This window comes from Halomonas sp. A3H3 (genome assembly GCF_000982975.1).
Classification (GTDB): Bacteria; Pseudomonadota; Gammaproteobacteria; order Pseudomonadales; family Halomonadaceae; genus Vreelandella; species Vreelandella titanicae.
This window is the reverse complement of sequence record NZ_HG423343.1, coordinates 1530006-1543531: the sequence shown is the minus strand read 5'-3', so window position 1 is coordinate 1543531 and position 13526 is coordinate 1530006. Positions and strand designations below refer to the sequence as shown.

The following is a 13526-nucleotide window of genomic DNA, read 5'->3' as shown; positions in this document are numbered from 1 at the left end:
GAAGAAACTTTTCTAAGCTGCCTGGGCGGCAACGTAGATAGGGTAGCGATACAGACAGTCAAAGTCATTTTATCTTATAATTACTATAATGAATAAACTGGTTGATGATTTTAAAATGATGACCTAGTATCAAATTAGCCAAGGGGTGGTAGCACACCACCTTGGCTGGCTTGAAACATATTTATGCGTCGCTGTTACCCAAATCTGTAGGGTCAGAGCAGATAGGAGGGTTCTGAGCATGATTGGCTATCATGTAAACATAATATTTTGAGGCCGACTTTTAGATTGGCCTGCCAGATGCCCCGAGGCGTATTGCCTCGGGGCTTATTTTGGCACGAATTTCAGTGATTCCCAAATTCGTAAGGATAAATAATGCCTACCATTCCTAGCGGAAGTTGGCAGCAACTCCGAGCATTGATCGAAGTCTTTTTAAAAGAGCGCTTCGATACAAAAGCGGAAAAGCTAGCTCCCGACGATCCAAAATACCAGGCATTGGTTGAGCAATTTCAATTCGATACCTGGGTCAACGATGCGGCAAGGCGCGTTGGTCAACTGCAAGTCGTCACCCACTCGCTAAAACCTATCCACCCCGATGCCAAAGGCTCCAATCTTTACGCCCCACCCGAATCGCTACATGCCCACAACCTAGTGGGTAGTCATGTGCTACCCGCTGATTTTGCGGGCGATGTCGTGGGGAACGCCGCAGCCTTGGATGTATATAAGTTCTTGAAGCTGCAGTTCGAAGGAAAATCGCTGCTTGAGCGTGCACTAGAAAACGATAGCGAGTTTGCCAAAGCTTTAAGCGATAATCCCGAACAAGCCCAGGCGTGGATCAATGCCTTTGCCGCGATTACCGAACCGCGTGGCGAGCACGCCTCACATACCCGCGGCAAACAGCTCTACTGGCTGGTGGGTGATGATGCCGCAGAGCTAGAAAATGACGCCGATAACTTCCGTTTGCTAGCCCCGCTCTATGCCACCTCGTTGGCCCATCGTGTATTTCAAACCATTAACCATGACCGCTTTAGCGAAGAGGCCAAAGACTCACGCAAAGCCAAGCGGGAAGGTAAATACGCTGAGCAACCTGTGCACAGCTACCCCAACCTAGCCGTACAAAAAATGGGCGGCACCAAGCCGCAAAATATCTCGCAACTTAATAGTGAGCGGGGTGGTAACAATTATTTATTGGCATCGCTTCCGCCTAGCTGGAATGTGAGTGATATTCGCCCGCCGCTAAAAGTAGCCTCTGTGTTTTCTCACCCTGGTGTATTTGGCAGCCGGTCAGAAGTGCGCTCCCTTGTTAAAGACTTCAAGCGCTTTCTGGAGACCGATCCCTCCACAGATATGCACACCCGAGACCTGCGCGATGACTACACGGCCATGCTGATGGACGAGCTAGCGCTGTTTGCCATGCAGATGCATAGCCTACCTGCGGGTTGGAGCGACGATGAAAAATGTGAATTGGTAGCCGAAGAAGCCTTCTGGCTAGATCCTGGCCGCGCTGAAGAGGATGTTCCTTTTCGTGAAGCTCGAAACAGCGTGGAGTGGGCAGAAGAGATTCGCCACCGTTTTGCTAACTGGCTCAATGCGGCGTTGGGTGAAAAGCTTCCATTAGGCGATGTGGAATTTCGCCACTGGCAGAAAACATTGGCGAAAGATGCTACCCATCAACGCCTGCAGGATCGTGACCGTCGATGGATGGAAAGCCTAATGGAAGACTTACACAACCTGCCAGGAGGTGATGACGATGAGTGAAGTGAAAAACCTCCTGGTTCTACCGCGCTTGCGGGTACAAAACGCCAACGCGATTTCCAGCCCAATGACCTGGGGCTTTCCTGCCATGAGTGCTTTTGTAGGTTTGATGCATGCTCTGGAGCGGAAGTTAGCAGAGGCGAGTCTTCCCGTTTCGTTAGGTCGCGTTGGGGTTATTTGCCACGACTTTGAAGCCCAGGCCACTGAAGGTGGTTACATTCGTGGCTTTCACCTGACGCGCAACCCGGTGGACAAAACCGGTGGTACGGCAGCGATTGTAGAAGAAGGGCGTATCCATCTGGATATCACGCTGATCTTCGCGATTGATACCGGCACTGCAGAAAGCGAGCATGAGGATATCGCCCACCAAATCAGTGAGACTGTATCGGGCATGCGTATTGCCGGTGGCAGTGTGGTGCCCAATCGCAACGTGCCGAGCCATAAGCAGCGCCCGCAATGGGTCATGCTTGATGACAACGAAGATGAACGCTACAAGCAGTTCGCTCGACTGAAGCGCCGCTGGCTGCCGGGCTTTGCGCTGACCCTGCGCGATGACTACCTCACCGAACACCTCACAACGCTGCAAAAACACAACCCTGAGGCCAGTTTGCTGGATGCGTGGTTAGACCTCTCTCGTCTTAACCATGTTTGCACGTTAGAGAATGAAGGTGAACCCAACGAGAAGCCCGTTTGGCAGGCGCAGCGGCCCTATCGCGGCTGGCTTGTGCCGATTCCAGTTGGTTATGGCGCTATTTCCGACCTTTTCCAGCCCGGAGAAGTGGCTAACGCCCGCGATACCATGACCCAGTTTCGCTTTGTCGAAAGCCTCTACTCCATTGGTGAATGGGTCAGCCCGCACCGCATGAAGCAACCTGAAGACCTGCTTTGGTACGTTGATAACGACGAAGAAGCGGGGCTTTACCGTCTCAATAACGATTACCACCTTCGCGCCTCAGCACAGTAAACAAGGAGCTTTATCATGGCTAAAAACGATACCCTTAAAACCGCTTCCGTCCTCGCTTTTGAGCGCAAGCTCGACCCTTCCGATGCGCTGCTATACGCCAGCAACTGGGATAAGCGGCAAGATGAACAGCAATGGCAGCCGGTCGTGGTGCGTGAAAAATCGGTTCGCGGCACTATTTCCAACCGCTTAAAAGCGAAAGACCAAGATCCCGCCAAGCTGGATGCACAGATTGAAAACCCCAACCTGCAAACGGTGGATGTCGCCACACTTCCCCACGATGCTGACACCCTAGTAGCTCGTTTCACCCTTCGAGTGCTAGCCGGTGCCGGGACGCCCTCCGCCTGCAATAACGCCGAATACCAAGCCAAGCTGGAACAAGCCGTCGCCGCATATAAGCAAGCGCAAGGCTTCGGCGAGCTGGCCCAGCGGTACGCCAATAATCTCGCCAATGGGCGTTTTTTGTGGCGCAACCGTATGGGGGCAGAGCAAGTAGAGGTAAGTATTCGCCAACTGGCACAGGGCAAAGCCACTAAAGAGTGGAACTTTGATGCACTGTCGCTCTCGTTGCGGGCTTTCGAGGACACTGCTGAGCTTAAAGAGCTTGCCAGTGTTATCGCAGCAGCGCTGGCGGGTGAACAGCACTTACTGCTTGAGGTGGTTGCCTATGTGCGTATGGGTAGCGGCCAAGAGGTGTTTCCGTCCCAAGAGCTGATTCTTGATCGGGGTCGTGGCGATAAGAGCAAAACGCTTTATCACGTCAGCGATATTGCCGGTATTCACTCGCAAAAGCTGGGTAATGCCATTCGCACCATCGACACTTGGTACCCCAATGAAAACGATGATGACCTCGGGCCTATTGCTGTCGAGCCTTATGGCTCAGTGACCACCCAGGGCAAAGCGTACCGCCAGCCCAAGCAGAAGGCCGATTTCTACTCACTGCTGGATAACTGGATGATCAAGGATCAAGTGCCTACGAAGGAAGATCAGCACTTTGTGATGGCAACACTGATCCGTGGCGGTGTCTTCGGCGAAGCGGGGTAAGCCATGGATCACTATATTGATATTCGGCTTAGGCCTGACCCTGACTTTGCCCCGGCGATGCTGATGGGTGCGCTTTACAACAAGTTGCACCGGGCGCTATTCGACCTACAGGCAACGGATTTAGGCGTTAGCTTTCCAGGCCATAAGCGTGGAGTCCGTGCTCGTACATTAGGTGATCACCTGCGTTTGCATGGCACTCAGGCACGGCTGGGGCAATTGATGGGCGCTGACTGGCTAACCGGCATGCGTGATCACACCCAAGTCAGCGAGGTGCTTGCCGTGCCCGCCAATTCTCAGCACTTCAACGTGGCGCGCAAGCAGTTCAATACGGGCAGCCCAAGCCGTGCCAAACGCTATGCCAAGCGGCATGACATTTCGGAAGATGAAGCGCAGCAGATTTATGCCAAGCTAGCGGCGCGGCGCATTGAGCTACCCTTCGTGCAAATAAACAGCCGCTCCACCCAGCAGCGCTTTAGCCTGTTTATTGAACACGGCAAGCCTCAGGAAAAACCGGTGGCGGGTTCGTTTAATCACTATGGCTTAAGCCCTGACGCCACAGTGCCGTGGTTTTGACCCTTTTTTCTAACATGAAAATAGGCGACCAATAATCAATCACTTAGCGGTGTCGCTCGAAAAAGGGTGATACCGCTTTTTTTGGCTAAAGCTCTTTAACAATCAGCATGTTAATTTTGATATGCTCTAGTTCGCTGCCGCTCAGTACTTGCCCCCTTAAAATGCATAGTAGCAACAATTAAATCATAATTATTTGTTTTAAATGATTTTTTTCTATGCATAGAACTATGTATTTATGCGCATGGGTACATAGTTTTAGGCTTGAAAAGAGCTATTCGCCAATTCAGGCGTTGGGTAGGCCCCTGCAGGGTGGCCTCAATACCGCATGAGTGCTTACAGAAATAGTGAGAATTTGATCGAGTCATTCTTTATTTCTTATAACCCAGGCGACGTGAAAATGGAGTGAACTATCTAAATGATTGATTCGATGTCTACCATCCCGCGCTGTCGTAAGTGTTGGTAAAAGGGGGATTAGAGATCCGATAATTCATGCGATAGGATAAAATTGCAAAGGATTAACGAGAAAATCCGTTTGGTATTTTATTCTCAGAATTGGCCAAAGGTATTTAGTCTGTCTTCTAAGATAGAAGGCTGAGCCTTGATACTTCATCATATCTACCCTTCTGCGTTTGATCTTATCAACATTGGTAGTTGATAAATGATATGACAACGAAAAGCCACTTTATTAACATGATGGTTATGGTTTAATATATGATGTTTCGCAAAGTGAGATGTATCTTAGGAGTCGCATTTTATAAGCTAAAGTTATATAAATATAATGCAGTAGAGAGCTGTTTTAGATACCTTAAGAAAATTTGTCTTGTTGGATTGCGTCACTGAATTTTAGCGAGTGGTTTCAGTTTTCTATTATGTTTAATTTGTATGGCTAATTGCTTATAATAAACTATACTTTTATAAAACATTCTTGCAAGAATGTCTTGTGATAATTGAAAAGGTGGTGTTTAAAATTAATTGGCTAATTAGAGGGGGGTAAAAATACTGCTATAACCTGTTAATTATTGTATGATATATTTATGTTAATAAAAGTCTTTTAACTATGAAAAAATAAATATCTGACGTTAGGTTGTGGTGAGTTGGAAGTTATGAGCCAATGTGGTATTTAGTAATTAATTATGAGCGTCCAGTAGCTGCGCAATCTAGAGTGATGAACCCTTGAAAATATAATTTGAAGGATGTTAATGGCATGCCCAAATCAATTTGGTTTAAATATAAAGTTGTCAGATTGGCCGATAAAGTAGGTGATAAAAAAACTGCAATAAGGTATACAAATATAAAAGATTATGAAGTTCTTAGTGCGAGAAAAATTAATAGATGGAGGAGTGAGCTACCTAAAATTCATCATCCGCTTACGAAGAAGCAATATTTTTTTAATATGCAGTTTGATGAGGATTTCTCTTCCTTGCCAATATTAAACAGCGTAGGGATTTCGATTCAGTTAATACCTGAAGAGCTCAAAAATGCTTTTTTCCATTACTGTAATGGTAGAAAGATAGGTCGCAAAATAGCTCAGCTGGTCGACTATGATTTATTAAATGACGACTTAAGTGTCAGTTTTTTAGGCAAGACTGTGCTTGCTGCCAATCAAGAAGATATTTTCAAAAGGTGCAGCGCTGCAGAAATTACTTTGGAAACTATTTACTATGATAAATTTATTAATGGAAATGAGATTTCAGCTGGAAATTTTTTAACCAAGGATGGCGGTAATTTTTTGTTCATAGAAAATGATTTCCCAAGGATTTTTTTAGAATACCTTACTTTTTCTTATCAAGAAATTTCGCGATTTTTTCGTAGAGTTGTTGAAAATAAAGAGGACATAAAAAATATAGATCGCAAGGTTATTGATGGTGAAGCCCATAGTTATAAAAAGGCATCTGTCATTTCTAATGTCTTTGTTGATTATGCAAATAACGAGCTAACATATGATTTTTTCAGGCATAGAGTTGATTCTCTTCTGAATGAAAATAATCTTTGGTATTCTGGGGGAACCTGCTCTAGTATCCAAGCATACAATATATATAATTTAATTGGTTATGAAGGATGTAGAAGGCTTCTAACCACATATGTTTCTAATCCGTGTATTATGAGGAAAGGGTGGCCAGATCTTTTTGTTTATAATGACAATGGCTTTAATTTTGTAGAAATTAAGGTGGGGGAGAATGTTTCCATTCATCAGGTTCAAACTCTAAGACTGTTAAATATGGCTCTTCCTGATTCTGTAAGAGTCGTAAGAGCTTATAGAAAATGACATGTTTTAGAGGGTTGAAAAAATGAATAATATGTTGTGCTAGCCTGGCTAGGTGCTTATTATCATCCGCGTAATAAAGGATAATAATTTTCTAGATCGAAAAGTATATGTTTTGTTAAAAAAGTCTAATTGTAATATGTCACAAAAATAATTTATCGGTCAGCAAGTTCCTCTTAATGTTCCAGTGCAGGTAGCACCGTAGGGCCATAATAGAATTAATCTAATTTTTTTGAACATGTTTTATAACCACAGAGTTGATGCACATATAGATAAGGTAAAAGCTGAGAAAAATTTTCTTTTCACTCATTTTTCGAGTGATCAGATGGTTATGGCAATCTGAATTCATTGCTACATTATGTTGGGTTTCAGAACAGGGAGACAGCAGGGGAATATAATATAAATTTGAGAAGACACTGAAGAAGCTCAGGCCTTAAGCACTGTATTGCTAACAATGTGGTTTTTTTGAAAGATAAAATATTTCTATATAGTATATCAAGTTACAGCGATAATACTAAATGTTAGATTTTGTAGCTCGCTTCACAGTCGATTCCGATACTTGGAAATGTTTTGCAGTTTTGCTGATGCTTGCCTCGTTCTCCTTCCTCCATCGCTTTATCTCAGCATCGTCAGACTTCTTGGGACGGCCCAGGTGTCGGCCTTCTGCTTTTGCACGGCGTATTCCAGCCATTTGTCTTTCGTGGATGTTAGAGCGTTCGATCTCTGCCATTGCGGCTAGCATTGTAAGCATTGCCTTGCCAATAGGTGTGTTGAGATCAAATCCTTCACGAAGACTGATGATCGACACTCCTTTGCTTTGCATGAATTGCACTGTATTCAGCACATCGACTGTATCTCGCCCAAGACGATCAATCGCATAGACTACTAGCACGTCGCCTTCACGTACATATTCTGCCAAGGCCGAGAAGCCCACACGCTGCAGAGCAGGTAACACCCCAGAAGTTGCCTCGTCACTCCACCAGCGTTCTATATTATGGCGATTCGCAATCTCGCTACGCTGAGAGTGAGTACTTTGATCACTGGAGCTGACTCGGAGATAGCCGATCATTGCCATTGAGCTGTATCCTCATTTTTGGATCATAAGGTGGGGTTTTCTTTTGAACCTAGGCCATAACCCAAAACGACACTTATGACCCATTAAGATTCAAAGATAATAGAAGCGGGTCAAAAGGTACACTTTTTGACCCATAAATTTTGCAGAAGCAGAGTCTATATTAGAGATAAAAGATGTTGTCGGTAATATTCCGAGAAGCTTAGCGTTAGCAGGGGAGGCTCAATAGACAGCAACTCACGCTCATTAATGTTTTCTGTAGATAACGGTTGGCCATTATCTACAGCTGACTCACCCTTCTGAGTGCCGTTCATTTGATGGGAACGCGCTTGCTCCAATCGTAGGCTCAGCTTTTGGGTTTGAAGCGTTGCCTGGTCTTCGGGAAGATCGTCAGCAATTCGCTGTGAGTATTTCCGCAGTAATGGCTCGGCAATCACATAGAGCCATGCTTTATCATCTGAGTCGCTCATTTTGCGTAAAATACGGCCTAAGACCTGCCGATAATGCAATTCCGTGCGAATCCTACTTAGGTACGCACATACGCATAATCGTTGAATATCAGTCCCTTCGGATATCATGCTTACCGCGACAATCCAGCGCGTACTGTTATATCTGTATTGGTCAATCAACTGGTGCGCCTTAGGTGTTTGGCTAGTCACCACTACATAGCTTTCACCCTTGTGATGCAAAAGCTCAGCGATTTGATGCGCATGTTCAATATCAGTAGCAACGACTAGACCGCCTGCATTCGGCACACTGCTCCGCTCTTTATTAAGTCGGTCAATGCCAAGGGCTAGCACCACATTCAGGATATCGTCGTGTCGCAACAGGTCTTCGTAGCTGACTGGCGATTCACTAAGCAACTGTTGAAATGATGAAAACGCTCTTACCGATGCTGTGTTCTCGTTCTCTTCGGTCAAGCTGATCAATGGGTTATCGATGAGTGTAATTCGTGGCGAGCGACATACTCCATCTTGAATGGCGGTTTTAAGGTCATAACGGTAATCGCAGATTAGCTTGCCTTCTGGATCGCTGTAGCGAGCTAATGCGATAGGCAAGTCATCCGAACGCCAGGGCGTTCCTGACAGTGCTAGCGTGAAAGTAGCCGCATTTTGGATACGCTGAATTATTTGCTGACCCCAAGTGTTGCTGAGAAGCGGATCATGGCCTGCGCAGTGATGTATCTCATCGAAAATGGTCAAGGTGCGATATTCTGTGAATAACGTCCAAAAATCCTCGGGGTGATATTCCATAGATTGGTAGGTATAGGCAGCCCCAACTGACGCAAGCGTATCGCCAAATCGCTGATTCAATACGACGGTAAAGGTGCGCTGTATGCCAGCTACCACTTCTCTGGTAGGTGCAAAGCAGATAACAAAATCAATATGTCCTTCTTCAAGGAGCCATCGCGTAATTTCAGCTGCCAGACGGGTTTTGCCGCTGGCAGGGGTTGCTTGCACGAACAAGTCGCTACTAAGTAAGTAGTGGGACTTCGCTAGTTCCAAGCACTCTGATTGCCATTTACGCAGCCTCGTGCTCATGAAGCTCTCAGCCGATGCAGTGACTTTTCTAGCGCACGTACCCGGCCCATTAAGCGTGCGCTCCGGTCATAAGCATCACGATGATCAACCACGATACTCGGCTTGAGATCGGGGTATTCATCCATAAGCTCACGGAACGCCTCAACTTCACCCAGTGTAGAAAGGAATTCACTTTGCGTTTCCTTCAACACTTTCTCCAAGGCACATTGGCTCGACGTCTTCCTAGCGCTGGGGTTTTGTTCACTACTGCTTTCGTCTTTTGGAATAACGGTTGTCTTTGTTGTTTCATTTGTTTGCGACACGAGCCGCTGGTGCCATGTTTCAAAGCTTTCCCCGTCCAGACATAAGCTCGAATCTCTTATTGAAGGCAACACAAAATAGAGCTGGTCGCGTTTGCGTTTTTCATGGTCTTTCTCCACCAAACCAGCGGTGATTAGCTTTTTAATCCTTTCATAAATAAAACGGCGCAGAGCAGCGCGATGCTCTGCGGCTATGCAATGTTGGTGTGCGTACTGGTCACGGAGGCTGCGAATAGTGAATTGAGCGTTATCAGTTTCTAAAAGGAGCTCGAAAATGCGCTCCTCAATCGAAGGAGGGGTACCCGACATGACCATCACCGTAGGAGAGGTAAAAACGAAATGCGGATTATAGTCCGTGGCTAGATAGGCCGCAACGAAGGATAGTCCCGCCCAAAAGGAAATGAGGCGGGTATGAGTGAGCTAGCGAAGGCGCTGGGAAGAAATATTAGGGAGAAACGAAAGAAAAATGGGTTTTCGCAAGACGCCTTTGCCTTAGCTGCTGGCATTGACCGCAGCTATATAGGAAGAGTCGAACGTGGTGAAGTTAATATTACCGTGGAGAAATTATATGAGATCGCTTCCGTGCTCCAATGCGAGCCAGCATCTCTTCTGCCTGCTCACACCACTCTGTGAAGGAAAGGGCACAAATCGTCCAAGAGCCGCCGTTCATGAGGCATAAATCAATGGCTGCTTTGTGCTTACATCGCCACTCGAAAAACAGTCTAGCTCTTCAACCCAAATGCAGCATTGATATTCTTGAACAAGCGTTCGGCATTTTCAGCGGTGCCTGATGGTAGGTCACTGATTGTCGTCCAGCTGTCGAATTCCTTCAGCATCTCCACGAGCACATTCTTCTTCTTGAGCTCTTTCCCCTGGCGCTGCTTCATGGCGATCTCGACGCGCTTGGCAATTAGGGTTGAGCCATCTTCGGGAAGGTCTTCTAGCCTTAGCGCTAGGCCGTAAGCGCGGTTCACGCACCCGAGAAACCATTCGTCCGGAAACAGGTCTTCGATTGCGACGTCGGTTTTCTTCACACCGGCTGCTTTGTCAAGCATTAACACTCTAAACTCGTGGCCTGTCTCATCAGAGTAGTCTTTCAGATTCATATCTTTAATCTTTTTGTGTGCTTGGTGGCCAGCTTCATCGGTGTCGAGTAACACTCCGGCATCCCACAGTTGACCTATCGCGAACGCTGCATACATTGGCGCTTTAGTTGAGGTCTGCGCGGGCCATATATATATATGATCTGACATGCCAACTTTGTCGCTTTTAGTCAGCAAACCCGAAAGTTTGCTCAAGATCAATGCATCAGTTCCTCCTTCGACAATCAGCACCTTACGGTTACCAAGCATTCCTGAAAGGTCGGGGGTTAGACCGAGAGCACTTTCGATAACCGCCATTGGAGCCGACTGACTGCTCACTACGCCATGCGTAACCCGCAGGTGGTGGTCGCTGTCGGTTTCGATGATGCGCACCCGCTCTGGATTCGCTTGGTCGACCATTGATGACAGGTGAGTGGTATACATCACCGTGTTGGTTTCTGATAGGTCTTCAAACACACCCAATAGGTCGCGTTGCCCGCTATAGTGAAGGTGGATGCCTGGCTCTTCCAATAAGAGTGTGCAATTCTCAAAATCACCCTCGGAGGCATGGGTGAACTTCCACGCGAAAGAGACGTACCATCGGAACCCTGTTGAGCGCCGATACAGGCGAACCGGAAAGCCGATCGCCTCATCCTCAGCGAATATGTTGAGTGTTGGGCCATCTACATCGATATCGAATTTGACTTTCTTCTGCTTCCACAATTTCTGAAACTGTTGAGTCAGGTAGGCAGACGCCGCACGCTTATCAAACTGGCGCAGTGTCCGACCCTCAGCGCTGCTACCTTTCTCGACGAAGTCATCGAGATCGATCTCAGCAAGGTCGAGTACAATCAGGATCGTCTGGTCGTCGGTTGAGAGTTCATGGCGCTTACCGCCCGCCTTGTCTAAACGGCTCTTAAGCTCGTTCAGCTCAACCTGCGCGCCGGAGAATTCGTAGTCCTGAATGAGCACAAAACGTGGAACGTGCTCACTAGCCCATTCTGATACTTTGTCTTTGGAAAGGCCCAAATCTTCAGCAACAATCGTGTTTCCCTCTCTATCGTGCAAATAGAAGCTAGTAAGGTAACCATAGCAACGACGAGCAAATAGACGAGTACCAATTGGTGGCGTGGCGATCTTGGCCTCTAACTCCCTGTCATCTTCATCGGTTTTTTCTTCCGCCGCAAACTCAAACAAGGCTTCGGCTTCACCGTCATCAAACTCAAAGTAGGCTTGGGATACCGGCTTACCATCCGCATTCTTCTTCCCCTTCCAGTCGTCAACCGGCCAGTCCTCGTCTGGGTTGTACCGAGTCTCAACGAAGGAATGCAGACAATACAGAGCCTCAAATAGGTTACTTTTACCAGCTTCGTTCTGTCCCACGATCGCTGTGACGTTTGTTGCCTTTATCCATCCGGAATCAATGATGTTCCGATAATTCGAGAAACAAAATTGTTCTAATCTCATAAATCCTTCCCAATCTCAAATACTTGCTTAAATATATATTCAACAAGGTTGATGCGCGAGTCGGCAACCTATGAAAATCACCATTCGAACTTCTTGAAGTATTCGGCATTTTGGGGTCGTAAACTGCCGCTATGATATCAGCGATAGCTTGAAGTACTGCACTCAGCTAAGAACGGTATTTTAGGTTATTTTGATGTAACGCCCCACATCACCAGCAGCAAAAGCGAAACGAGAGAAGAGCGGCGCTTGTGCTGCCGGTGTGCATGTAATTGTTATAACTGCAGGCACACTGGCATGGTTTACTGACGGCCTGTTTCGATACAAAGCGGCTATCAGCTAAGCTTTAGGCTCGTGGTAGACAATCGCCACATCCTCACAGGTAGTCTCGTCGGCCATCCTAATTGGCTTAACCTGTAGCCGCTCTACGATTACAGTGTCAAACCCTTCCACATCAGGAACGTCTCCATCGCCAAAATGCGGATGGCATAGTAAACCTGAGGGAGTGAGAAGCCGCTTTAGTCGGGTTGCCGTCTCGGATTTGCTATAGGACGGAAATTGACCGTGAGGGACATAGTCAAAAGGGTCATAGAATATAAAGTCGTACTTTTCCTCATTCTGCACTGTTTGCCAGGCACTAAAAAAGGGGCGCACGCTGGCGTGTCTATTGGCAAACTTCTGTAGATCCATATAAATTCCCTGCTCAATTTCAAAGATGTCGTGCTGAGCTGGCATTAAGTGTTTTTGGATCAGAGCAGCAGATATGCCTAATCCAAAGCCGATTTCCAACACTTTCGATGGACTGAGATAGCGAAGGCGGGCGAATAGTGCCTCAAAGTACTCTTCCTCTGTCCGAGACATGACGACTTGGCCGTTCCAAATCAAGACATCAGAGTTTTTTTCGTCGAATTGCAGTTTGATGGTGTTCAAACGCTTTTTCCTTCATTACGTACGACGTTTCATGTTATGTATCCAGAAACGAAATCTTGTGAGATCTGCGGATTGAGATACCATCCCGTGCCCAAAGGTGCCGAGGTCAGATGCTGCGATTCAATCAATCAGCCTATGAGATACAAATCATGAGCGCCTTATCTAACTTGGTATCCGCTAGTCGTCATAAATCGTTGCTCTCTAGGGCTGCTTCATCCCTGGAGCTTGGTGGCTGACGGTACCATACCAAGACGAGTTGAGAGTCTTCTGGGGCCGTTGCGTTGATGAAGCCTGCATGAAAGGCCGCGTTAAGTGATGCGATGTTTGACTTGCGCATGTGCGCATAGATGATCTCGTGCTGACTATTAGCGCAACCGAGCTGGTAAGCCCTACGACCGATCTGCCTTCCCTGGCTCGGTCGATTCAGGAACACGTGAAATGAAGCGTGCGGCCCTCTGATCGAATCCTCGATGACGTTGATGTAGGCGGTACCTGCCCGCTTACCTTCCGCCATCACGATCCACGCCTCTCCTCTTGGCCCCCCC

General features: G+C 47.0%; 12 protein-coding genes and 1 pseudogene. 7 read left to right on the top strand and 6 right to left on the bottom strand.

Annotated features, from left to right (window positions below; all coding sequences use genetic code 11):
* Window positions 1-372 precede the first annotated feature (372 nt).
* The 5 genes from csy1 (at window position 373) to HALA3H3_RS06720 (ending at window position 6596) form a co-directional block, all read left to right on the top strand.
* Window positions 373-1755 (top strand): type I-F CRISPR-associated protein Csy1, encoded by a 1383-nt coding sequence (csy1, locus tag HALA3H3_RS06740; RefSeq protein WP_022520842.1) that lies wholly within the window; start codon window positions 373-375, stop codon window positions 1753-1755.
* On the top strand, window positions 1748-2716 hold the full coding sequence (gene csy2, locus HALA3H3_RS06735) for a type I-F CRISPR-associated protein Csy2 (RefSeq protein ID WP_022520841.1): 969 nt from the start codon (window positions 1748-1750) through the stop codon (window positions 2714-2716). Before csy1 ends, csy2 begins: the two co-directional genes overlap by 8 nt.
* Window positions 2717-2731: 15 nt before the next feature.
* Window positions 2732-3757 (top strand): type I-F CRISPR-associated protein Csy3, encoded by a 1026-nt coding sequence (gene csy3 / locus HALA3H3_RS06730; protein ID WP_022520840.1) that lies wholly within the window; start codon window positions 2732-2734, stop codon window positions 3755-3757.
* Window positions 3758-3760: 3 nt separating this feature from the next.
* The gene (gene cas6f, locus HALA3H3_RS06725; RefSeq protein ID WP_022520839.1) at window positions 3761-4330 is read left to right on the top strand and encodes a type I-F CRISPR-associated endoribonuclease Cas6/Csy4; all 570 of its coding nucleotides are present in this window, start codon (window positions 3761-3763) and stop codon (window positions 4328-4330) included.
* Window positions 4331-5534: 1204 nt separating this feature from the next.
* Window positions 5535-6596: a hypothetical protein gene (locus HALA3H3_RS06720; protein ID WP_022520837.1), complete on the top strand. Its 1062-nt coding sequence runs from the start codon at window positions 5535-5537 to the stop codon at window positions 6594-6596.
* Between the two features lie 511 nt (window positions 6597-7107).
* On the opposite strand, the gene HALA3H3_RS06715 is transcribed toward HALA3H3_RS06720, so the two are convergent.
* From HALA3H3_RS06715 to HALA3H3_RS06705, 3 genes are all read right to left on the bottom strand, one after another.
* Entirely contained in the window at window positions 7108-7668 is a 561-nt protein-coding gene (locus tag HALA3H3_RS06715; protein WP_022520836.1) for a recombinase family protein, read from the bottom strand.
* A gap of 155 nt (window positions 7669-7823) precedes the next feature.
* On the bottom strand, window positions 7824-9206 hold the full coding sequence (locus HALA3H3_RS06710) for a DEAD/DEAH box helicase (protein WP_022520835.1): 1383 nt from the start codon (window positions 9204-9206) through the stop codon (window positions 7824-7826).
* Window positions 9203-9814: a hypothetical protein gene (locus HALA3H3_RS06705; protein WP_022520834.1), complete on the bottom strand. Its 612-nt coding sequence runs from the start codon at window positions 9812-9814 to the stop codon at window positions 9203-9205. Before HALA3H3_RS06705 ends, HALA3H3_RS06710 begins: the two co-directional genes overlap by 4 nt.
* Before the next feature lie 102 nt (window positions 9815-9916).
* On the opposite strand from HALA3H3_RS06705, the gene HALA3H3_RS06700 reads away from it, so the two are divergent.
* Window positions 9917-10138 carry a helix-turn-helix domain-containing protein gene (locus HALA3H3_RS06700; RefSeq protein WP_022520833.1) on the top strand — a complete coding sequence of 74 codons (222 nt, stop codon included), beginning with the start codon at window positions 9917-9919 and terminating at the stop codon, window positions 10136-10138.
* Between the two features lie 89 nt (window positions 10139-10227).
* Here the strand turns inward: HALA3H3_RS06700 and HALA3H3_RS06695 are convergent, their stop codons facing one another.
* Window positions 10228-12054: an ATP-dependent nuclease gene (locus HALA3H3_RS06695; RefSeq protein ID WP_022520832.1), complete on the bottom strand. Its 1827-nt coding sequence runs from the start codon at window positions 12052-12054 to the stop codon at window positions 10228-10230.
* A 247-nt stretch (window positions 12055-12301) separates the two neighbouring features.
* Between HALA3H3_RS06695 and HALA3H3_RS27835 the strand changes: the two are divergent.
* Window positions 12302-12394: pseudogene (locus HALA3H3_RS27835) on the top strand (SipW-dependent-type signal peptide-containing protein); the annotation flags it as partial.
* On the opposite strand, the gene HALA3H3_RS06690 reads toward HALA3H3_RS27835, so the two are convergent.
* Together HALA3H3_RS06690 and HALA3H3_RS06685 are read right to left on the bottom strand one after the other, a co-directional pair.
* A complete protein-coding gene (locus HALA3H3_RS06690) occupies window positions 12391-12981 on the bottom strand; it encodes a polyamine aminopropyltransferase (protein ID WP_022520831.1) in 591 nt (196 codons plus the stop codon). The pseudogene HALA3H3_RS27835 and the gene HALA3H3_RS06690 overlap by 4 nt on opposite strands.
* 184 nt (window positions 12982-13165) lie before the next feature.
* The coding region (locus HALA3H3_RS06685) for a hypothetical protein (RefSeq protein ID WP_238326070.1) at window positions 13166-13526 on the bottom strand (361 nt) is incomplete at its 5' end.